Below are 21467 nucleotides of genomic sequence, written 5' to 3'. Positions count from 1 at the left end.
TCTTTGTCAACAGATGATTCTTTTTTCTTCTGATTTATCTGATTTGAAAATAAATCATGGTATTAAATATAGGACCTTTTTCGATGAATCGCTTTGATCAATGTATACTCATATCATTCCCTGATTTGTGAAAGCAACTTGTTTTTTTTATTAGGCGAAAGCCATTATACTTAACTAAACATTAGAGTTAGCATGGTATCTTTAACAATCATTTCTTTGCACAACCATTACTTTTTAGAAAGAGGTATTTTTATGAAAACAAACGAAACGATGCACAGCTCTACCCCTAGACTTATCGGCGCTGCTTTCCTTTTATTACTTGGCTTTTTAAGTCTAACAACTATTTCATGGGCTTGGAGTGGGCTTTTTGTTGGAGGTATTTTGGCATGGATTTTAGCATTTGGAAAAAGCAGCAAACAAGCCTTTAAAATGCCTCATAGATTATGGTTGATCCCAGTTGGTGTTATCAGCTATTTTATTGTCGCCCTTTCGGTAGGAGTGATCGCGCAAGCAATCGGATTCAATTGGGCAGCCAACCCTGAATCAGGCAATCTAGGCTCAATCATTTTTATGATCCCTTTTATGCTGATGGGTGAGGAATTACTTGGTATTGGTGTCTTGGAAGGTTCGTTGAGTTCAGGTTTATCTTTAAGAAGCAGTACTTTGTTGAGTGCCCTTATTTTTGGTCTTCTGCACATTCCTTCTTATTGGGACGGCTCATTGTTTTCAACAGTCATGCATGTATTATTATTACAAAGTGTTGCTCGTTTGATTTTAAACTTGATCTATCTAAAAGCTGGAAAAAGCATCTGGGCTTCTTGGATCACCCATTTATTGATCGATTTGATTGCTTTATCTATAGGTTAAAATCATTTGTTAAAAAAATAAGATCGGTCTGTCAAACTCCCCATGACAGACCGATCTTATTTTTATTGTTTCGAGTAAGTTGTATAAACCATATTGTTTTTTACATAAACATTTTCGACTGTGAGATTGATTGGACCGTTAAATTCGTTGAACAAAGGAATTCCTTTACCTAATATTACTGGTATTGTTGTAATAATGTAGGTATCAATCAAATTTGCTTCAACTAAAGGTGCAATAATACTGCCGCCTCCAACGATCCAGATTGCTTTTCCTTGTTCTTTTGCTAATGTTTTGACCAGATCAACTGGTTCTTGATTTGTAAAGATAAGGTTTTCTGAATCATCTTTCGTACGACTTGTGATAATGTAAGAAGTTTGCTCCTCGTATGGATACTGATCAGGGGCTAATTCATTTACCACTTGGTCATAGGTCGTCCGCCCCATTACTACTGTATCGATTTTTGCCATCAGTTCTTGGTAGCCTGTTTCATCTTCAAGCAATTCCGCTCCGCCACCCAAAAAATCAATGCTACCATCCATCTCAGCGATATATCCATCTAAACTTGCCGCAATATATAAAATAATTTCTCTACTCATTATGCTCCTCCTTTAAAGTATTCATGCTAGTCTACTCATTGTACTAGATTTGTTTTTCTAGTCAATCAGTTTGTCTACTTCATTGGATTTGAAATAGATTCCTATTTTACGATTGCATCATAGCACATCTTTTTGATTGCTTTTTTGGTCGTTTCTCCCAGACAATAGAGTACGGGCATCTTTTCTAGTCTTAACTCTGAATACAGAGTTAAGAAACGAACCCACAACGATGGGCTAGCAAAATAAACAGCTGCGAACTCCTCTTCATTCAAGTATCTCCGTAATTTTTTTTTACTTTCATCTGGAAAAAAGTTGATATAAATAACAGGTGCATAAAGTGTATGCCCTTGATTCAACAAAATATCTTCCCAAGCTGAGTCTGCTAAATTACTTTTAGGATAAAAAATCGACGTAGATTCTGTCTGATGCTCTAGCCAAAAATGAAATAGGCTCTTTTTAGTCGGTTCTGGTGCTACAAGAAAAATTTCTAAGTGATTGTTCAACAATATTTTTGCTGTTTTAGTCCCAATAACAGCAAATTTTTTTGAGTGCAGCTGTTGCATCATTCCCTCTTCTCTCACTTGTTCTAAAAAAAATTTAGCTGCATGTTGACTCGTTAAGAAAATCCATTCGCATTTTTTTAACTCGTCACCAAATGTAGGATGACTATGCTGCTTTAAAGCAATCAAGGGTATTTCGACAGTCTCAAATCCTTGCTCTTGAAAATAAACTCGATCATCTCTATTATCTTCAATCATTCGTGTCAAAAGTATCTTTTTCATTTTTTCTCCTGATCGATCTTTCCTAATAACCGCTTAGCCATCATTTGACCTACACCCCTTATATCTTGTACAGTAACTGTCTCACTAAAAGACCTTTGTAGTTCTTTATCTCCTAAAAATCCTGAAAATCGATAGCCCTTACTCAACTTGGCTGCATATGCACCGATAGGGATATCACAATTTCCATTCAATTCAGCTAAGAAAGCACGTTCTTCCATAACCAATTTTCTTGTTAAAGAATCATCGACCTGACTTAAAAATGCGATCATCTCTAGATCATCACTACGACATTCTACCGCTAATGCTCCCTGACCAACCGCTGGTATACACTGCTCACATGTCAAATGAATATATGGATAGCTAGGTTCTTCAAACCAGTTTAGTCGTTTTAATCCAGCAGTTGCTAAAACAATGGCATCAAGTTTTTCTTCTTCCATCCGCTTCAAACGAGTACCTACATTGCCACGAATCGATTCTACTTGTATGTCTTCTCTGAGTTCCTTCATTTGAAATTCACGTCGTAAGCTACTTGTACCGATTTTTGCCCCAGAAGGTAGCTGAGCTACTGTATCAACTTCACGAAAAATCAGACAATCACTTGGATCACTCCTTTTGGGTAATGCTGCCAACGTTAATCCATCGACCATATTTGCCGGCATATCTTTTAAACTATGCACAGCAAAATCGATCTTGCCTAATAGCAAAGCTTGCTCTACTTCATTGACAAATAATCCCTTACCGCCGATTTTAGATAGACTAACAGAAAGTAACTGATCTCCTTTAGTAGTCATAGGTACAATTTCAAAAGTAATATCTTTTTGCACTGCTTTTAATAATTCTAAAACAATCATCGTTTGTTTCATAGCCAGTGGACTATTCCTAGTACCGACACGGACAGTTTTCATCTCTTTTTACTTCCTTTATGTTTTCTTATCCTATAATCATACTAGATTTTACTTGTTTGACAACCGACGCGTACCTACTTTATAGGCCAAAAAGTATAAACCAGCTACAAAAAATCCACCGCCAATGATATTTCCTAAATAAACACTAACCATATTTTTTCCGAAAGCACCCCATGTATTTCCGTCCAAAAGTATTCCCATAGGGATCAAAAACATATTTGCTACTACGTGTTGATATCCACAAATCACAAAACCCATGATCGGCAAGAAGATTCCTACAATTTTCCCAATAAAATCTTTCGCTGCAAAATTTAGATAAACAGCGGTACTGACCAAAAAGTTACAGGCGATTCCTGAAAGAAACCCTTGTATGAACGTATCTTTTGTTCGTCCCAAAGAAACCTGAATCGCGCGCTCTGAAAAGTCTCCTAGTAGTGCGCCACTTAGATAACCAAAAAAATAGGCAACAAATAGAGAACCAAGTAAATTAAAAATCGTGACGATCACAATATTTCGCAGCCAATCTTTTCCACTGATTTTTTTAGCAAACAAAGCCATAGTAACAACCATCATATTACCTGTCACTAGTTCACCTCCAGCTAATAGCAAACAAATCAAACCAAATGGAAAAACAGCAGCACCAATCACATTAACTAGACTACCCCACTCCTTCGGCATCGTTCCCATTGCACGAATCATCGCGACTCCTGCAACAGCAATAAACATCCCAGCTAAAAAACCCAAAGCAGCCAATGTCAACACACTTGCTCGAGCTTTTTGGACTCCTTTTTCAATTGTAACATCAACTATTTCTGGCGGTTGAAGTGACCCCATAAAATTTCATCTCCTTAATTTAAAAGCGAAATGAGCCATCTTAGTCTTGACTATAAAATAGTAAAACATGACCGAGGCATTTTGGTCCTCAGTCAACTTTTATCTTTTTTCGAGAGACCGGCTCATGTAGCTAGATAACATAACTGACCAACTTAGGTCTTCAAAATAAAACATTTAAAATATCAAAAAGTTATTTCTTTTTTCAAAGCATCCCATTGTTTGTTATATCTCGTTTCTATTCCCTGATCCAAATAAACAACTTCATTGAACGAATGATCCTTCAAATATTGTTGGTGGACCTCATCATATCTACGATCTCGAGTTTCACCAACTTGAATGGCGTAAACGTCTGCACCTTCTTGCGTATACGAGAGAATTGTTTCAAACTTGATTTTTTGCGTATCGATCAATAAAATTTTATGTCCAAATAATGGCATTTCCTCAAACCAGTCTGTATCTTTGCGGTAAGCTACTACTTCTCCTAGAATGATCAATGACGGATTTTGAATGTGATTGTCCTCAATGGTTTGAATCAACTTTTGAAGCGTCGTTGTTACAGTACGCTGACGACCAAGGCTCGCCCATTCAATGATAGCTACTGGTAAATTATTCGAGACACCTTGCTCTAGAAGTTTTTTCTGCGTGCTTTTCGCTCGTTCTATGCCCATGTATAAACACATCGTTCCATTTTCTGTCAAACCTTTAAAATCAACCATTTCACCAGCTTGACGATGAGCGGTTGCTAAAGTTACTTTACTGCTGCATTCTCGGTGAGTTAAAGGGATGCCGCTATAACTGCTTGCAGCTGATGCAGCAGTAACACCTGGAACAATTTCATAGCTGATGTTTTCACTTTTTAACGTTGCGATCTCCTCACCGACGCGGCCAAAAATACCAGGATCGCCGCCCTTTAAACGCACTACACACTGCTGTTTTCTTCCTTCTTCCAACAATAGATCATTAATATTTTTTTGCTTTAACACGTGATTCTTAGGGTATTTACCGCTATAAATAAAACGGGCCGAATCTTTAGCTAAGTACAATAGCACAGGATGAACTAAACGGTCATAGATGATCACATCAGCTTCTTCCAACACTCGTTTCCCTTTTAATGTCAATAGTTCCGGATCTCCCGAACCTGCTCCGACAAAATAAACTTTTTTCATAACTACACCATAACGTAGACAAGATTTTCTTCAATAAGCGTTTCATAGGCACGAACACAGCCTTCGTCTGGTTCTTGGACTTGCCCATCATTCAGATTGATCTTGTAATCATGTAGTGGGCAAAAGACATATTCACCAGAGACCGTTCCTTCAGCTAAAGGTCCTTGCTTATGAGGACAAATATTTTCGATCGCTTTCACACGATCATCGCTTAAACGATAAACGGCAATTTTCTGTTCTCCAACAATGACTTCTTTTCCCATTCTTGATGCTAATTCATCTAGGCGGGCAACAAAAACTTTTTTCATTTTAGACTCTCCCTACTGTGTACAATTCTTCCCGTATTTGTTTATCTTCAATAACTTCATCCCACGGATTACCGCGACGCCCCTCAACCGCTTGATCTAATGTGGCTAATAATTCTTGTCGTTTTTTAGGATTTAGCAATACTTCTTTCACAACTTCAAAGCCCATCCGTTCGATCCACGGCGCTGTACGCTCTGCATAAATTCCTGTTTCCCGGTAATATTGAAGCATTGCTCCACAAATATCGATGACTTCTTTTTCTGTCTCAGCCGTTGTTAGTAGTTGCGCTTCTTTCACTTCTGTCCCGCCGTTTCCGCCAATATAGATTTGGTACCCATTTTCAACGCCGATGACTCCGAAGTCTTTCACGCCACTTTCCACACAACTTCTTGGACAAGCAGAAACCCCCATTTTAAATTTATGTGGTGTATCAATAAATTCATACCGTTGTTCTAATTTAATTCCCAGTCCCATAGAATCCTGAGTGCCAAAGCGACAAAAGTTTGCTCCAACACATGTTTTCACAGAGCGAACAGCTTTAGCATAAGCACCCGCCGCTTTCATATCCAATTCTTCCCAAATTTTTGGCAGATCTTCTTTTTTGATACCATACAAACCGATTCGTTGGCTTCCTGTCACCTTTACCATTGGGACATCATATTTTTCAGCAACTTTTGCAATCAGCAATAATTGTTGGGGATTCGTTTTTCCGCCACGCATTCTTGGGATCACCGAAAACGTTCCGTCATTTTGAATATTGGCATATAAGCGTTCGTTGACATAGCGAGATTCTTTTTCATCGTCATGTTCTTTTGGCCAAGCAACATTCAAATAAAAATTGATTGCCGGACGACATTTGGGACATCCTTCTGGGTTAATAAAGTTTAATTCACGATATACTTCTTCTGAAGACGTTAATTTTTTCGCATAAATTTGTGTAACGATCTGATCTCTTGTTAAGTCTGTACAGCCACAAATTCCTGTTGGAGCTGAAACCACTTCTCCGCCTAACGCATGTGCCAACACGTCACTGATGACTGATTTACATTTTCCGCAAGAGCCGCCAGCTTTAGTGTGCTTCGTGACCTCTACAACAGATGTTAATTCTTTTTCTCTTATAGCCGTCATGATCGTTCCTTTATCGATCCCGTTACAGCCGCAGATCACCTCATCATCCGGCCATTCACTAACATCGGCACTCGCTTCTTCGCCCACCATATGCAGTAATGAAACAGGTGTATAGTCTTCGATACTTTCGTTCTTCTTTAAAATATTGTAGTAGCGATTTCCTTCACTCGTATCTCCGTATAAAACAACACCGACCACTCGATCCTCTTTGACAAAAATTTTCTTATAAGTGTAGTTGATACCATCAAAAGCTTCAATACTATTTACACCTTCTTGCTGCTTGATATTGCCAGCAGAATATAAATCGCAGCCAGATACTTTTAGCGAAGTAAATGTCGTACTTCCTTTATAAGGTTTTGCTTCACGTCCGGTCAAAACATCTGCTAAAATTTTGCCTTGCTCAAATAATGGCGCAACTAAGCCGTAGACGTTACCGTTATGCTCAGCACATTCCCCCACTGCATAAACATCTTCAATACTGGTATGCATAAAATCATCTACGACAATTCCTCTGTTGACTTCAATATTCGCTGCTTTAGCAACCGTTGTCTCTGACCGAATCCCAATCGACATTACAACTATGTCTGTTTCGATCGATGTGCCATCACTAAAAGCCAAGCCTGTGACACGATCTTCTCCTAGAATTTTTTGAGTCATTTTTTCCATCAAAAATTTTAGTCCTTGTTTTTCCAAATCAGCTTGCAGCATTTTGCCAGCTTTTTCGTCCAGTTGCGTTTCCATCAACCATTTTTCTAAGTGAACAACTGTGACGTCCATCCCTTGATCCAAAAGACCCTTAGCCGCCTCTAAACCAAGTAAACCGCCACCGATCACGACTGCCTTTTGGTATTTTTGAGCTGCTTCCAGCATATTTTCTGTATCATCGATCGTTCTAAAACCAACCACACCCGGCAGGTTTGCTCCTTCTACTGGTAAAATAAATGCTCTAGAGCCTGTTGCTACAATACATTTATCATAAGAAATTTCTTTACCTGATTGTGTAATAACTTGTTTTGCTGCGGTGTCCATCTTTACAACTGGATCATGATTGATCAGTTCGATCTGATTTTCTTCATACCACTCCAACGGATTTGTAACGATTTCAGGAACTGTCATTTTCTTTTGCAGTACATTCGACAACATAATACGGTTATAATTCGGATACTTTTCTTCACCAATGATCGTGATTTGATAACGTTTTGCATCACGATCAAGAATTTCTTCAATCGTACGAACTCCGGCCATTCCATTTCCAATTAAGACAAGCTTTTCTTTCATTTTATTCATGATCCCCTTTTGTGATTGATTGAGCAATCTAGTCAATAATTTGCTGTTTTCAGCATAACAATAAGTATGAATACTGCCTATTAGGGAATTACCTAATTAACTACAAGTATGCGATCATCTATAGAAAAGCATTATGATATACTAAGGGAAAGGAGTGAAAGAAAAAATGAACGAGCTTGGAAAATTATTATACAAATCCAAAACAGATAGTTTGAAAAACGGACTGGTTTTCACTGTTTTAGGAATCGTAATTGCTGTCGGAGCCAATTTTATATATGCCAAATTATTTGGATATATTATTGGATCTATTTTTATTTTGATTGGGCTCTTTTTCCTTATATTCAAAAGAGCCGATCACATCGCCATTCATGAACATGCGATTTTATTGAATGTAAAAAAACAAATAGTTATAAAAAGGGCTGACATCAAAGAGATTACTTATAAAGAATTAACCCCGCATAAAAACCCTATAACTAGTTATTATCCTGTTTTGCTTTTGAATAATGGTCAGGAAGTTTTTATCAACATTGCTTTTAACAACCTTATTAATAAAGACTTTGAAAAAATTATTAAATCCTATTTATAAAAAATAACCATGTCCTATCGTCAAATAGGTCATGGTCGTTTTTTACTTAATTTGTTGAATGGTTTAAATTCAATAGATTTTCCAATTTTTTTCGCTTCTCTTTTAGTTTAGCTGGATCCTTTCCATAAGAAGATAAAGCAATCAAATAATCTTCTTGTTCGATTGTACTCATGTTGTAAAAATTGCTATTTTCTTTGTGACTACAGTCATTGACCCACTGCCAGTCAACGGCATCCTTTACAATTTGCTGATTGATCGTGAAAGAATCTGTGCAAGCAAAAATCAAGTGTGCTGTTTCGATATACTTACGTTCATAGAGAGCCTCAATCAATTGAACATCACTAAGCTTAAAAAATTCCGGTAAGATGTTTGGTGCGATGATCGTAGCTGTACCGTTCGCCTCTAAAACTGCTTTTGCTTTTCTTAAAGCAATTTTACCGCCACCAATAATCACGATTTTCTTTTCTGTCAAGTCAAGCATTACTGGATACATGCTAGTGCCTCACGAACGATTTCTTCTAAATCACTCAAAATTCGAAAATCAAACTCTAACGTTGGTGTAATAATAAAGCTAGTTGTTGGAAACACTTCTGCTAGTTTATTCTTCATGATCGTGATCAAGTGCCCGTCAAATAAAAAGAAAGGAACGATGACTGGTTTGCGCTCTTTATCCAGCTGCTCACCAATGATCTCTAAATAATTTTCTTGCCCTTTTAAGCTGACTGCTGTTATTGGATAGCCGACCTGCTGTTCAATTTCTGAAGCAATTTCTACTAATATTTGCTGAGGTTCTTCTGTTTTTTTTGTGCCATGAGCCACCAAAAAGCCGATCATTTCATCATTCGGCTGTTCTTCACAAACTGCCTTAAAGCGCTCGAGTAAAACAGCTCGGCTGCCTTTTTTACTGCCAAATGTTTCAGTTTGAATAAATTGAACTGTTGGATCTGCTTTTTTAACATGCGCTAATTCTGCTGGAATATCAACCAATGCATGCTTGGCAGCAAATAGTAATACTGGCACAACGATTATTTTTTCAACACCAGATTCAATCAATCGTTCTGCGATAACTGCAATAGTATCGGGATGATTCTCTAGAAATGCTGTTTTTTGTACAAGGTTGGTTGGTAATTTTTCTTGCAACTGTTGAATAAATGTCATTGCTGCCTGATTTTTTTCATTTTTTTGACTGCCGTGAAAGACATAAAGAATCCCTATCATTTTTTCACCTCATAAATCGATTAGTTGATGTTTCATACTATATTGCAAAAGTTCAGTAAAGGTTTCAAATTCCAGCTTTTTCATCACATGGGATTTATGGACCTCAACCGTTTTTACCGAAATGAAAAGCCGCTCAGCAATTTCTTTATTGCTGTACCCCAGTGCCACCAATGGTAATACTTCCCGTTCACGTTTTGAAAGACGCTCATATTTATTATCTTTTTCAATAGTTTTCCGCTCATTGCACCACTTTTCTTTGCTGTATTGTCCAAAAAAAGGATCGATAGTAGTCTTGCCAACTGCAACTTGTTCGATTGCTCTTAGTAATACAGTATCCGGTGAACTTTTTAGGATATACCCCTTGGCGCCATACTCCAAAGCTTTACGAACATATTCTTCTTCATCATGCATACTTAAAATAATCGTCTTGACTTTTGGAAAATTTTCTTTGATTCTGCGGGTTGTTTGTAACCCATTTTCCCCTGGTGGCATTCGCAGATCCATCAATACTATATCCACTGGAAATTTTTCCAGCAACATAAAAGCTTCCGTTCCATCAGCTGCATCGCCTACGACAGTTATATTTTCATGTCCTTCCAGCAATAAACGTAATCCGCTTCGGACAACTGCATGATCGTCTGCTATAATAATGTTCATTTTACTTCCTCCCGTTCAATCGGTAAACGCAAAACGATCGTCGTTCCTTCACCTTTTTCAGAATGAATGTCTAGATGTCCACCAATCGATTCAGCTCTTTCCTGCATGTGTAAAAGCCCTAATCCCTGACTATTTTCATTGACCAAATGAACATCAAATCCTTTTCCATGATCCCGTACAGTCAACACCAAATGAGCATTCCGCTCACTCAAGGTTACCCATAATTCATCCACATCTGCGTATTTCACGCTATTCATCACGCTTTCCTGCAGTACACGATACGTAATCGTTTCCAAGTTCTCTGCAAATCGTTTGCTGGGTACTACCGGAATAAAATGAATATGAAGGCCTGTCGTCTCCTTGTATCGATGAAGTAAGACTTCGATTGCCGGAATCAAACCTAAATCGTCCAAAGCCGCTGGACGCAGATCGACTGCCAATTGTTTCACTTCACTAAGCAATGAAACAAAATCATCATCGATTTTTTGCAGCTTCTCCGTAAGTCCATCTAATCGATCCATCCATTTCAGCTGCCGTGTTTCAAGCATCAAACTATAAATGCTTTGTGCTAATCCATCATGAAGCTCCTGAGACAAAGCTCGGCGTTCATTTTCATGTGCTTGATTCACATATTCGATCAAACGCTTGTTTTGGATCATCTGCTGCATTCGTTCTTCTACTGCAATACGACGCAGACTCAATAAAGAAGTGGTCTCATTTACCTCAGTATAACTGCCGCTAAATTGTTCCTGACGACCAGTCACCGTCATTAAAATAAGTGGAAAAGCACCTTGATCCCAATCCGCTCTGACTTCGCAGTCCAAACATTTATCCATTGTTGAATGCAGCATACAGCCTTCACCTTTGGCAATTTCTAAAATCTTTGGTAAATGAATTTGAAAAGCTTTATTCAGTTCATTCGCTGCTTTATTGTATTTGATACATCGATCATTTTCAAATAAGAATAATGCATCATTTGCAGCATCAAAAGTCTGTTCTAATGTGTTTTTTCTCATTCTTAACTCCTATAAATAAACCTTTAGTTCATTTGCTTTATCTTGTGCGGCAGTTATAAATTCATTTGATACTTCTTTTACCTCACGATATCCAACAAGTAAAACACCTTTGACCTCACCTATATCCATCACAGGATAAGCTACTACGGTCTCCAGTTTTTCCATTCGTGTGATTGGCAATTCGATCAATTGCTCCGGCTGACTTTGTAAATGTGTCGCCTGATAGCTACGGCCAGTCCGCCAAACAATTCCTCCGATTCCTTTCCCCACTTGAAGACGAATACGACGATAATGCTGATTGATATTACCCGAAACATACTGCCAGCGAATCACTCGTAAATTGGTTTGATCACTGATGGTAGACAACGCTAATGCCGTAAAATCAACGTGAAGCTCTGCTTTGATTTGATCGATTTTTCTTTGAATCTGATCTCCCATCTTCCTACTCCTATTCCCTAATTTTTAATAAAAAGCTTGTATTCCTTCTCACATTCTCTTATCCTTAAGCCTATATCAATTATATAAAAAAAGGATTTTTTTATGAAAACAACTACTGTATTTAGTTCTAAACGCTTGATCATGATCATTACGATGACCGTGTTTTCTTTCTCTAGCATGACTACCGCGTTTTTCTTGATGGGAATCAAAGCTATACCGTATTTTATCGGTGCAGCACTCTTTTATTTTATTCCCTACGCCATCATTATATCAGAATTTACAGGTGTATATAAAAATCATATTGGCGGCTTGTATCAATGGCTGGCAGGCCATCTTTCAGAAAAGGTGGCTTTTATTGCCTCTTTCTTGTGGTATTGCAGCTATTTTATCTGGATGATCAGTTTATTTATGAAGCTATGGATTCCTTTATCTATCCTAGCGTTTGGTGAAGATCTAACAAAAAAGAACAGCCCCTTACCATTCTTATCAACTTCTGTTTTGATTGGGCTATTGTCTTTGTTTGCTGTTTGTGTGACCTTTTATTTTGTCAGTCGGGGATTCAAAGGAATTGCTTCCGCTTTGTACATGAGCGGGATCATGATGACCATTTTGATCGGTCTCAGTCTGAGTGGCAATTTATGGCTGTGGCTTACAAATAGTTCAGATATTTTACCTAATCTCTCAGCGAGTTTTGCTGGTGGAACCCCTTCTTCCGGTATCAAACAACCGATGATCGAACAATGGTCCTTCTTAATTTTTGCAATCACTGCTTTTGGTGGTTTAGACACAATCGCCAGCCTAGTAGATAAAACTGGTGAACAAAAAAAACACTTTCCAAAATTGTTGATTTTCAGCAGTATTTTAGTAGTTCTTAGCTATTTCCTAGGTATCTTATTATGGAGTGGCGGTAATAATTTAACTCATTTAAAAGCAAATAACACGATACACTTGGGCAATCTGATGTATGAAATGATGAAAAATCTAGGTTATTCCTTAGGTCAATCATTTTCTTTCAATGATACTTCTTGTCGATTATTGGCCCAACTGTTTACTCGTTTCACAGCCTTAACGCTATTACTATCATATATCAGTTTACTATCGACAATTTCTTATCTGCCGATTCGAACACTGGTAGAAGGCACACCGAATCACTATTGGCATCCATGGCTTAAACGAAAAAATAAATATAATATGCCAACAAATGCTTTATTGGTTCAAGGTGTACTAGTCAGTTTATTTATTTTAGGGATCAGCTTCGGAAGCCAGTATGTCGTATTTTTGTATAATCAACTAACATTGATGACGAATATTTCTAGAGCGATCCCTTATTTACTGGTCGCTCTTGCCTATCCCGCTTTTAAAAAGAAACAGCTTTCAACAGCTGGTTCATTCGGCTTTATTCAGTCAAAAAAGTCAAGTCAAATCATCAGCCGCAGTGTCGTTTTCAGCATTGTTTTAGCAATTGGCTTTCAATTATATCAGCCGATTTCTCAAGGGGAAGTGATGAAAAGTGTTTCTTTATTGATCGGCCCTTTACTATTTACTTTGATCGCTTACCTGCTCTATAACAATTTCCAGTTGAAACAGGAACAATATACATTAAAGTAACGGATTTTTTGAGAAAAAAATATTTATTTGTTTTTAAAGAGTGAGGCAAAATGAGAAAACTTTTCGGCTCACTCTCTTTTTATTCATGAAAAGTAGATAAACAAGCGAAAATACTCACTTTCCTGTACAATACAAAGTGAAGACTTCCCTATTTTTAGGCTAAACTATCTAATTTGCATGTAGGAGGAATTTTTTTGTTTGATCTAGAGAAAGTTCAATCACTAAATGAGCTGGAAATGCTAGTTTATCATTATATACTAGAGCACATGACAACGATCCCAAAATTAACGATCCGGCAATTATCTGCTGATTGTCATGTTTCAACTTCAACCATTTTGCGCTTTTGTTCAAAGATGGGTTTTGATGGTTTTTCAGAATTAAAATATGCACTCAAAAAAGAGGCTGAACAAAAAAAACAACAATCTTTCGAGCAATATTATACAGCAACGATTCATGTTGATTCTTTTTTAAAACGGATCAATCAACAAACTTATTACGAAACCTTAAAACCAGCAATTACTATGATCATTGAAAATCGTCATGTCGTATTTACAGGGATTGGGACCAGCGGCATTTTAGGGAGTTACGGCAGTCGTTATTTTGCAAATATGGGGATCAATGCCTATAGTATTGATGATCCCTTCACACCTATTCCTCAAAGAGGGTTTGAAAATACTTTGGCTATCATTCTTTCAGTCTCTGGTGAAACTTCCGAAGTGATCAAGCAAGTGACTGATTTTAAACGTTCTGGGGCAAAAGTCTTGAGTATCACAAACGATGAACACTCAACGATTGCTCGTTTAGCTGATTACAACATCTCCTATTATATGCCGGACGAACGCTCATCATTTGCCGATCCTTTTATCAATATTACAACTCAAATTCCAGTTGTCGCTTTAATCGAACTGCTTGCGCATCAAGCAAGTAAGGAATATTCAGAAAGAAGTTCTCAAAAAAGACCATAAAAACGAGCTAATGTTCGCTAAGCGACTGTTAGCTATCGTTTATGAAGAATTAAAGTCTGAGCAAAAACTATAAAACAGTTTTTGTTCAGACCTTTTTTGTTTTTTCAGCTGGAACATGTTTCTCAAAACAGCAAAACTATTTTAAAAAAAGAAAAACTCCCTTATAGTATGTATGTAAACGTATTCATTCATTCGAAAAAGACGGCCGCTTTTTTTGAATACACTACATGCACTTATTTTTATTTACCTAAACTCAGAACAAAGGAGAGATTTTTAATGAACGAATGGATCAATGAGAAAGTCCTACCCCCTGTTTTAAAATTTGTAAATACGAAAGCGATCACCGCACTAAGAAATGGGATGCTTTATACTATGCCATTTACGATCGTCGGTTCGATTTTCCTTTTATTAGCAAACCTACCGATCGAATCTGTTGCCAATTGGATCACAGAAAGTGGTCTTGTCGTTTATTTCAATCAGGCTTATGGAGCTTCATTTGCTATTATGTCTGTTTTCGCGGTTATAGGGATCGCCTATTCCTATGTTAAAACAGAAGGGTTTGAAGGATTGCCAGCTGGGATGATTTCTCTTGTTGTGTTTATCTTATTCATGTCTGCTGAAATCACAGATGCAGAAAGCGGCGTAACGATCGGTAATATTATCAATAAAGACTGGACAGCCGGAAAAGGGATGATCACAGCAATCATCGTTGGTTTGATCGTCGGTTGGGTCTACAGCTGGTTCTTGCGTCATGATATCCGCATCAAATTGCCTGAAGCTGTACCAGAAAACGTAGCAAACTCATTTACAGCCTTGATCCCAGCTGCGGCTTTGATCACTGGTGCGATGTTTGTCTATATCTTCTTTGACAAAGTCTTTAAAACAACGTTCTTTGATTTTATTTACGAAGTACTGCAATCTCCACTTCAAGGAGTTACTGATTCATTAGGCGGCGCATTAGTTCTTGGCTTCTTAGTTCCTTTGTTCTGGTTCTTCGGCGTTCACGGATCAACGATCGTTGGTGGAATCATGGGACCTATTTTACAAGCAAACTCATTAGAAAATACAGATATTTTAAACGCTGGAAAAGAATTGACAGTTGCTAACGGTGGTCACATTGTTACCCAACAATTTTTAGATCAATTTTTGACTGTTACAGGTGCTGGAATGACCCTTGGTTTAGTGGTTTACATGGTATTCTTTGCAAAATCAGCGCAATTTAAACAATTAGGTCGTTTATCTATCGGACCTGCAGTCTTCAATATCAATGAACCGATCACTTTTGCCACACCGATCGTAATGAATCCTATCATGGCGATTCCATTTATTTTGACACCGGTCGTTTCTTCGATCATTACGTATTTTGCTTTGTATACAGGTTTAGTTCCATTATTTACAGCCGTTCAAGTTCCTTGGACAACCCCTCCGATCATTTCTGGATTATTAGTAGGCGGTTGGCAAGCAGCCTTGTTACAAGCATTTGTTTTAACAGTTGGATTCTTTATCTACTTACCGTTCGCTAGAAAAATGGATGCAATCAACTATGCTCAAGAAACAAATCAACCGATCACAGAAGAAACATTGGAAGAAATCGAAGCACAAGCGTAACCTTTTTAAGCTAAGTTACCGACTAGTTCTCTCGCACAACTGATCCGTTCAAATGTTTCCTCCCAGTTGTGCAGAGATCTTTTTTTATAAAAATAGTAAATGCTGCAAGGAGTAGATTAGATGTCGATATTAAGAGAAAATTTCCTTTGGGGCGGCGCTGTTGCTGCTCATCAATTAGAAGGTGGTTGGGATCAAGACGGTAAAGGAATCAGCGTAGCTGATGTAATGACTGTCGGAGCAAATGGTGTTCCTAGGAGAATCACAGATGGCGTTTTAGCTGGAGAAAATTACCCAAACCATGAAGCAATCGATTTTTATCATCATTATAAAGAAGACGTAAAATTATTTGCCGATCTTGGATTGAATTGTTTCAGAACGTCGATTGCCTGGACGCGGATTTTTCCTAACGGAGATGAAGCTGAGCCAAATGAAGCAGGCCTTCAGTTCTACGATGATTTGTTTGATGAATGTTTAAAATATGGGATCGAACCTGTCATTACTTTATCTCACTTTGAAATGCCTTATCATCTAGTAACAGAGTACGGCGGCTGGCGTAATCGAAAAATGATCGACTTTTTTGCTAAATTTTCCCGAGTTTGTTTTGAGCGTTATAAAGATAAAGTCACGTATTGGATGACCTTCAATGAAATCAACAATCAAGCGAATTATGCGGAAGATTTCGCGCCCTTTACTAACTCTGGGATCAAGTATCAAGATGGAGAAAACCGTGAGAAAATCATGTACCAAGCGGCTCATTATGAATTAGTAGCCAGTGCTCAGGCAGTCAAGATCGGTCATGAGATCAATCCTGATTTTCAAATCGGTTGTATGATCGCCATGTGCCCAATTTATCCTTATTCTTGTGATCCAAAAGATATGATGGCTTCAGTCAGTGCCATGCAAAAACGTTATTGGTTTACAGATGTTCATGTCCGCGGACATTATCCGAGTTTTATCGAAAAATATCTTGCCCGTAAAAGTTTTGATTTAGATATTTCTGAACAAGACTTAGCTGATTTGACACAAGGCTGTGTAGACTATATTGGTTTCAGCTACTACATGTCTTTTGCGATCAAAGATCAGGAGAAAGGACCCGCCTTTGACTATGATGAATCAAAAGATCTAGTCAAAAATCCTTATGTAGAAGCATCTGACTGGGGCTGGCAAATCGATCCTTTAGGTATGCGTTATGCAATGAACTGGTTTAATGAACGTTATGAATTGCCGCAGTTTATCGTGGAAAATGGTTTTGGTGCCATCGATGAAATCGAACCCGACGGCACGATCAACGATCAGTATCGAATCGATTATTTGAAAGCGCATATCGAAATGATGAAAGAAGCTGTTGAATACGATGGAATTCCACTGATCGGCTATACACCTTGGGGCTTTATCGATTTAGTTTCGGCGGGAACAGGTGAGATGAAAAAACGTTACGGCTTTATCTATGTGGATAAAGATAATGAAGGCCAAGGAACCTTAGCACGTTCTAAGAAAAAATCATTTGACTGGTATCAACAAGTGATCAAAAGCAACGGTGAAGAATTATAAATTAAAAAGAGGTGAAGCAGAGGATCTGCTTCACCTCTTTTTCTATCTAATAAATCGTCCTGTGATCGATTCACTAAATTGAATATCAGCTGGTCGACCTTCAAACATGATCTGCCCACCTTGATTCCCGCCATCAGGTCCAATATCCACGATCCAATCTCCTTGCTTGATCAAATCGATATGATGTTCAATGACCACAACGGTATTTCCTTGATCTACCAAATGATCCATGATCTCCATTAAATGATCGATATCTGATAAATGAAGACCCGTTGAAGGCTCATCCAGCACATAAATACTTCCTTTTTTATAAAACTCACTGGCTAATTTCATCCGTTGACACTCTCCACCTGATAAAGTACTTGTCGGCTGGCCTAATGTCAAATAGCCCAAACCAACTTGCTCCATCGCACGAAGCTTTTTCAAGACAACTGGCTCCTTAAAGAAATCCAAAGCCTCTTCAACTGTTAAATTCAGCACCTCTGTAATAGATTTCTCCTGAAAACGATAATCAAGAACTTCCTGTTTAAAGCGTTTGCCCTGGCAAACATCGCATTCTGTTTTCACTGCATCCATAAAAGCCAGATTCATTTCAATATACCCCTGCCCTTTACATTTCTCACAGCCGCCTTTTGAATTGTAGCTAAATAAAGAAGCTGACACGTTATTAGCTTTACCAAAGCCCTTTCTAATCGTATCCATAATTCCAATATAGGTCGCTGGATTGGAACGAGAGTTGGTTTGTGCAGCTGCTTGATCAATAATGATCGTTTCAGGATATGAAGCTAAAAACGAATCTTTGACTAAGGTACTCTTTCCTGAACCAGCCACACCAGTGATCATCGTCAAGGTCTTTTTAGGTACACGCAAAGCTGTCTCTTTCAAATTATGCAGACTAGAAGGACGCCCTTGATAGAACTCTTCTGCCGGTCGAACTGCCTGTTTAAGTTTTGTTTGATTTTTTAAGTATTTACCAGTCAAGGTATCTGATTCAAGCAAAGCTGTATAACTACCTTCAAACATGATTTCTCCACCATGCTTTCCTGCATGGGGTCCTACTTCGATCACATGATCGGCGATCTTTATCACATCAGGATCATGTTCGATCACAATAACTGTATTTCCCTTATCTCTTAATTTAAACAAAAGCTCATTTAAACGATGGACATCACGCGGATGCAGCCCAATGCTAGGCTCATCGAATATGTAGATCAAATCGACTAAGCTATTATTTAAATGTTTGACCATCTTGACACGCTGAGATTCTCCTCCAGATAACGTTGTCGTTGCTCTGTCCAAACTTAAATACCCTAAACCAATTTCAACAAGATGTCCAATTTTTTCTTGTAGATTATTCAATATTGGCTGAGCTTCCCGCAATTGGATCATCTTTAATGTTTCCATGAGCTTTGTTACTTCCATTGCCATAAGGTCAGCAATAGAATAACCTGCGACCTTTACTGCCAGAGACTCCTGAGACAAACGTTTGCCTTTACATAATGGACAGCACGCTTCAACTGTATATTCTTCGATCAGTTTTTGTGTTCGCGCAGTCAATTCTCCTTCTTTTTGTAAATACAATCGATTGAACTTAGTAAAAAGCCCTTCATAGCTCAAATTGTAGCCATCCACCTGGATCTTGAAATCTTTAGCGTAAAGCAAATTCTCCAGTTCTTCTTCTGTATACGCTTCAATTTTTTTATCATTGTCGAAAAGTCCAGAGTCTAAATAGCCTTTCATATACCATTCTGTATTTTTAAAAACAGAAAATTGAACAGCTCCATCGTTCAATGATCTAGAACGATCTAAAAATTTTTCTTCATTGATCTGAACTGTTTTTCCAATTCCTTGACATTTTGGGCACATCCCAGCTTGATCGTTAAATGAAAAGTAATTAGCGGTACCGATACTTGGCTGACCAAACCTTGAAAACAAAACCCGCAACAATGGATTGATATCTGTGATCGTTCCAAGTGTAGAGCGAGAATTTCCTCCCAATCGTTTTTGATTGATGACCACTGATGTCGCTAAATTTTCAATACTGTCTACATCCGGCTGCTGATATTTCGGCAGAAAATTTTGGATAAAAGCACTAAATGTTTCATTCAACTGTCTTTGTGATTCGTTTGCGATCGTTTCAAAAACAATTGAGGACTTTCCTGATCCGGATACTCCTGTAAAAACAGTGATTTTTCGCTTAGGGATCGAAACAGAAACATTCTTCAAATTATTTTCTCTTGCCCCATTGATCACTACATATTCTGTCATACTATTCCTCCTCGTATAATAAAGTTATCAGATTTATTCTGATATTTTGTTTTCATCCCCGTTGGGGTATGATTATTTCGTACAGATAGAGGGCATAGTTTTTCCTCCTTGAAGCTTTGTCTTCCTAATTAAGACTGATGCCTCTTCTCTACGGACTGTATATGAATGAGCTGGATAGAACCGTGTTTCTGAATCTCTCACGAGGCTATATCGTCCCTAGAGTTTGAGGAAAACCTTATCTGTAAACTCTTGTTGAAAGGTGTTGATTGTATGTTCTTTATCGGTATTGATATTGGAAAACGAAACCACGAAGCAGCTCTACTTGATGAACAAGGGAAACTACTTGGAAAAACACTTCGCTTTGCCAATTCTAAACGCGGGAGTGAACAGCTCCTACAATTTATTAATCAGTATGAACTATTGCCTGATACTACTATGATTGGAATGGAAGCAACTGGTCATTATTGGTTATCGATTTATTCATTTCTACATCGATTGGGATTTCATGTAACAGCTTTTAATCCGATTCAATCCGATTCTCTTCGAAATTTCTATATCCGTAAAACCAAAACGGATACCGTGGATTCAGTCTTAATTGCACAAGTAATGCGTATGGACTTACCTGACCCAACCCAACTGCCTAAAGAAGAAATTTTTCAATTAAAACAGTTGGAACGGTTTCGTTACAGCGTTGTTGATAATATGTCGGACTTGAAACGGAAAGTTATTGCTTGTTTGGATCAAGTGTTTCCAGAATATAATCAGCTTTTTTCCGATATGTTCGGAAAATCTTCTACACAGTTATTACTTCAATCTCCTTTGCCAGAGGATTTGGTAGAAATTGACTCCGATAAATTAATCCAACTGCTGAATCAAGCGAGTAATGGTCGCCTAGGGCGATCCAAAGCGGAACAAAAAGTGAATCAGCTAAAAGGTATCGCAGAGTCTTCTTTCGGTATTAGCATTGCGACAGATGTTTTCAAGCTTCAAATTCAATTACTTTTAGAACAGATTCAATTATTTGAAAAACAAATTCATCAGCTTGAAGATGAAATGGTTCGGATTGTTGAAAAACAAGAAAATTTCCTCACGACTATTACAGGAATTGGTCCAATAACTGCCGCAGTTATCATAGGGGAAGTGGGCGATATTCATCGATTTGAACGCCCAAATCAATTGCTTGCTTTCGCAGGACTAGATGCCTCTGTCCATCAGTCTGGTGATTTTACAGGTACCCAAAATCATCTGTCAAAACGAGGCTCCCCCTATTTACGCCGAGCTATTTGGCAAGCAGCTTTTATTGCTTCTCAAAAAGATCCTGCTTTATCCGCTTATTACCAAGGTCTTAGAACTCGGGGGAAATCCCACGGAACAGCTATTGGAGCCGTTTGTCGTAAGCTTGTGAACATTATTTTCGCTATTTGGACAACGGATAAACCTTATGAAGTTCGTTTAACTTCTGAAACTGAAGCCTAGAAAATTTTAAACTATATGCTAGGCTTATTTGTCGTGCACTACAGTTGCACAACAAATAACTAAAAAAAATACTCGTTTTTACTTGACCTTTTCATAGCTGGCTTAAATGTAAAAGTGAAACAAATCGTTTAATCCTGTAGAAAATTAGGAAATTGACTTTGAAGTGCTTATTGCCTCACTGACAATTTATCTATTTTCCTAAAGA

20 protein-coding genes are annotated in these 21467 nt (G+C 37.9%); 7 read left to right on the top strand and 13 right to left on the bottom strand.

Annotated features, from left to right (window positions below; genetic code table 11):
• Window positions 1–252 precede the first annotated feature (252 nt).
• The gene (locus tag IGI58_RS11265; RefSeq protein WP_429953311.1) at window positions 253–867 is read left to right on the top strand and encodes a CPBP family glutamic-type intramembrane protease; all 615 of its coding nucleotides are present in this window, start codon (window positions 253–255) and stop codon (window positions 865–867) included.
• Between the two features lie 62 nt (window positions 868–929).
• On the opposite strand, the gene IGI58_RS11260 is transcribed toward IGI58_RS11265, so the two are convergent.
• The 7 genes from IGI58_RS11260 to nirB all read right to left on the bottom strand — a co-directional run bounded on the left by IGI58_RS11260 (window position 930) and on the right by nirB (window position 7862).
• Entirely contained in the window at window positions 930–1463 is a 534-nt protein-coding gene (locus tag IGI58_RS11260) for a dihydrofolate reductase family protein (RefSeq protein WP_429953312.1), read from the bottom strand.
• A 101-nt stretch (window positions 1464–1564) separates the two neighbouring features.
• Window positions 1565–2245 carry a uroporphyrinogen-III synthase gene (locus IGI58_RS11255; RefSeq protein ID WP_429953313.1) on the bottom strand — a complete coding sequence of 227 codons (681 nt, stop codon included), beginning with the start codon at window positions 2243–2245 and terminating at the stop codon, window positions 1565–1567.
• A complete protein-coding gene (gene hemC, locus IGI58_RS11250) occupies window positions 2242–3150 on the bottom strand; it encodes a hydroxymethylbilane synthase (protein ID WP_225534866.1) in 909 nt (302 codons plus the stop codon). Before hemC ends, IGI58_RS11255 begins: the two co-directional genes overlap by 4 nt.
• A gap of 48 nt (window positions 3151–3198) precedes the next feature.
• Window positions 3199–3984: a formate/nitrite transporter family protein gene (locus tag IGI58_RS11245; protein WP_429953315.1), complete on the bottom strand. Its 786-nt coding sequence runs from the start codon at window positions 3982–3984 to the stop codon at window positions 3199–3201.
• A gap of 182 nt (window positions 3985–4166) precedes the next feature.
• Window positions 4167–5150 carry a uroporphyrinogen-III C-methyltransferase gene (gene cobA, locus IGI58_RS11240; protein WP_429953316.1) on the bottom strand — a complete coding sequence of 328 codons (984 nt, stop codon included), beginning with the start codon at window positions 5148–5150 and terminating at the stop codon, window positions 4167–4169.
• Window positions 5151–5152: 2 nt separating this feature from the next.
• Window positions 5153–5458 (bottom strand): nitrite reductase small subunit NirD, encoded by a 306-nt coding sequence (gene nirD / locus IGI58_RS11235; RefSeq protein ID WP_429953317.1) that lies wholly within the window; start codon window positions 5456–5458, stop codon window positions 5153–5155.
• Window position 5459: 1 nt separating this feature from the next.
• The gene (gene nirB, locus IGI58_RS11230) at window positions 5460–7862 is read right to left on the bottom strand and encodes a nitrite reductase large subunit NirB (RefSeq protein ID WP_225534960.1); all 2403 of its coding nucleotides are present in this window, start codon (window positions 7860–7862) and stop codon (window positions 5460–5462) included.
• 175 nt (window positions 7863–8037) lie between these two features.
• Here nirB and IGI58_RS11225 point away from each other — a divergent pair, with 175 nt between their 5' ends.
• On the top strand, window positions 8038–8457 hold the full coding sequence (locus IGI58_RS11225; RefSeq protein ID WP_429953318.1) for a hypothetical protein: 420 nt from the start codon (window positions 8038–8040) through the stop codon (window positions 8455–8457).
• Window positions 8458–8503: 46 nt separating this feature from the next.
• Here IGI58_RS11225 and IGI58_RS11220 read toward each other — a convergent pair whose 3' ends face one another.
• From IGI58_RS11220 to IGI58_RS11200, 5 genes are read right to left on the bottom strand one after another with little or no spacing between them, the layout of a single operon-like run.
• The gene (locus IGI58_RS11220) at window positions 8504–8950 is read right to left on the bottom strand and encodes a precorrin-2 dehydrogenase/sirohydrochlorin ferrochelatase family protein (protein ID WP_087642197.1); all 447 of its coding nucleotides are present in this window, start codon (window positions 8948–8950) and stop codon (window positions 8504–8506) included.
• Window positions 8938–9675: a CbiX/SirB N-terminal domain-containing protein gene (locus IGI58_RS11215; RefSeq protein ID WP_429953319.1), complete on the bottom strand. Its 738-nt coding sequence runs from the start codon at window positions 9673–9675 to the stop codon at window positions 8938–8940. The genes IGI58_RS11220 and IGI58_RS11215 overlap by 13 nt, the downstream gene beginning before the upstream one ends.
• 9 nt (window positions 9676–9684) lie before the next feature.
• Window positions 9685–10332, bottom strand: coding sequence for a response regulator (locus IGI58_RS11210; protein ID WP_429953320.1), 648 nt, complete (start codon window positions 10330–10332; stop codon window positions 9685–9687).
• Window positions 10329–11348: a sensor histidine kinase gene (locus tag IGI58_RS11205; RefSeq protein ID WP_429953321.1), complete on the bottom strand. Its 1020-nt coding sequence runs from the start codon at window positions 11346–11348 to the stop codon at window positions 10329–10331. The genes IGI58_RS11210 and IGI58_RS11205 overlap by 4 nt, the downstream gene beginning before the upstream one ends.
• A gap of 9 nt (window positions 11349–11357) precedes the next feature.
• Window positions 11358–11786: a GAF domain-containing protein gene (locus IGI58_RS11200; RefSeq protein WP_429953322.1), complete on the bottom strand. Its 429-nt coding sequence runs from the start codon at window positions 11784–11786 to the stop codon at window positions 11358–11360.
• Window positions 11787–11888: 102 nt separating this feature from the next.
• Between IGI58_RS11200 and IGI58_RS11195 the strand changes: the two genes are divergently transcribed.
• The 4 genes from IGI58_RS11195 (at window position 11889) to IGI58_RS11180 (ending at window position 17518) form a co-directional block, all read left to right on the top strand.
• Complete coding sequence (locus tag IGI58_RS11195; protein WP_429953323.1) at window positions 11889–13394, top strand: amino acid permease; 1506 nt, start codon at window positions 11889–11891, stop codon at window positions 13392–13394.
• Window positions 13395–13588: 194 nt separating this feature from the next.
• Window positions 13589–14359, top strand: coding sequence for a MurR/RpiR family transcriptional regulator (locus tag IGI58_RS11190; protein WP_429953324.1), 771 nt, complete (start codon window positions 13589–13591; stop codon window positions 14357–14359).
• Between the two features lie 276 nt (window positions 14360–14635).
• Window positions 14636–15967 carry a PTS sugar transporter subunit IIC gene (locus tag IGI58_RS11185; protein WP_088271163.1) on the top strand — a complete coding sequence of 444 codons (1332 nt, stop codon included), beginning with the start codon at window positions 14636–14638 and terminating at the stop codon, window positions 15965–15967.
• 120 nt (window positions 15968–16087) lie between these two features.
• A complete protein-coding gene (locus IGI58_RS11180) occupies window positions 16088–17518 on the top strand; it encodes a 6-phospho-beta-glucosidase (protein ID WP_429953326.1) in 1431 nt (476 codons plus the stop codon).
• A 42-nt stretch (window positions 17519–17560) separates the two neighbouring features.
• On the opposite strand, the gene IGI58_RS11175 is transcribed toward IGI58_RS11180, so the two are convergent.
• On the bottom strand, window positions 17561–19786 hold the full coding sequence (locus IGI58_RS11175; RefSeq protein WP_429953327.1) for an ATP-binding cassette domain-containing protein: 2226 nt from the start codon (window positions 19784–19786) through the stop codon (window positions 17561–17563).
• 270 nt (window positions 19787–20056) lie between these two features.
• Between IGI58_RS11175 and IGI58_RS11170 the strand changes: the two genes are divergently transcribed.
• Window positions 20057–21262: an IS110 family transposase gene (locus IGI58_RS11170; RefSeq protein WP_429952432.1), complete on the top strand. Its 1206-nt coding sequence runs from the start codon at window positions 20057–20059 to the stop codon at window positions 21260–21262.
• Window positions 21263–21467: the final 205 nt, after the last annotated feature.

The organism is Enterococcus sp. AZ020, from assembly GCF_050499205.1.
GTDB lineage: Bacteria > Bacillota > Bacilli > Lactobacillales > Enterococcaceae > Enterococcus_L > Enterococcus_L dunnyi.
This window is presented reverse-complemented; position numbering and strand designations above follow the sequence as displayed.

Bases quoted from the DNA above. Each gene is read 5' to 3' on its own strand.
- IGI58_RS11180 (WP_429953326.1), top strand. From the start codon at position 16,088: ATGTCGATATTAAGAGAAAATTTCCTTTGGGGCGGCGCTGTTGCTGCT.
- IGI58_RS11170 (WP_429952432.1), top strand. From the start codon at position 20,057: ATGTTCTTTATCGGTATTGATATTGGAAAACGAAACCACGAAGCAGCT.
- IGI58_RS11225 (WP_429953318.1), top strand. From the start codon at position 8,038: ATGAACGAGCTTGGAAAATTATTATACAAATCCAAAACAGATAGTTTG.
- hemC (WP_225534866.1), bottom strand. From the start codon at position 3,150: ATGAAAACTGTCCGTGTCGGTACTAGGAATAGTCCACTGGCTATGAAA.
- IGI58_RS11220 (WP_087642197.1), bottom strand. From the start codon at position 8,950: ATGTATCCAGTAATGCTTGACTTGACAGAAAAGAAAATCGTGATTATT.
- IGI58_RS11255 (WP_429953313.1), bottom strand. From the start codon at position 2,245: ATGAAAAAGATACTTTTGACACGAATGATTGAAGATAATAGAGATGAT.
- nirB (WP_225534960.1), bottom strand. From the start codon at position 7,862: ATGAAAGAAAAGCTTGTCTTAATTGGAAATGGAATGGCCGGAGTTCGT.
- IGI58_RS11205 (WP_429953321.1), bottom strand. From the start codon at position 11,348: ATGAGAAAAAACACATTAGAACAGACTTTTGATGCTGCAAATGATGCA.
- IGI58_RS11175 (WP_429953327.1), bottom strand. From the start codon at position 19,786: ATGACAGAATATGTAGTGATCAATGGGGCAAGAGAAAATAATTTGAAG.
- IGI58_RS11265 (WP_429953311.1), top strand. From the start codon at position 253: ATGAAAACAAACGAAACGATGCACAGCTCTACCCCTAGACTTATCGGC.
- IGI58_RS11210 (WP_429953320.1), bottom strand. From the start codon at position 10,332: ATGAACATTATTATAGCAGACGATCATGCAGTTGTCCGAAGCGGATTA.
- IGI58_RS11195 (WP_429953323.1), top strand. From the start codon at position 11,889: ATGAAAACAACTACTGTATTTAGTTCTAAACGCTTGATCATGATCATT.
- IGI58_RS11200 (WP_429953322.1), bottom strand. From the start codon at position 11,786: ATGGGAGATCAGATTCAAAGAAAAATCGATCAAATCAAAGCAGAGCTT.
- IGI58_RS11245 (WP_429953315.1), bottom strand. From the start codon at position 3,984: ATGGGGTCACTTCAACCGCCAGAAATAGTTGATGTTACAATTGAAAAA.
- nirD (WP_429953317.1), bottom strand. From the start codon at position 5,458: ATGAAAAAAGTTTTTGTTGCCCGCCTAGATGAATTAGCATCAAGAATG.
- IGI58_RS11185 (WP_088271163.1), top strand. From the start codon at position 14,636: ATGAACGAATGGATCAATGAGAAAGTCCTACCCCCTGTTTTAAAATTT.
- IGI58_RS11215 (WP_429953319.1), bottom strand. From the start codon at position 9,675: ATGATAGGGATTCTTTATGTCTTTCACGGCAGTCAAAAAAATGAAAAA.
- cobA (WP_429953316.1), bottom strand. From the start codon at position 5,150: ATGAAAAAAGTTTATTTTGTCGGAGCAGGTTCGGGAGATCCGGAACTA.
- IGI58_RS11260 (WP_429953312.1), bottom strand. From the start codon at position 1,463: ATGAGTAGAGAAATTATTTTATATATTGCGGCAAGTTTAGATGGATAT.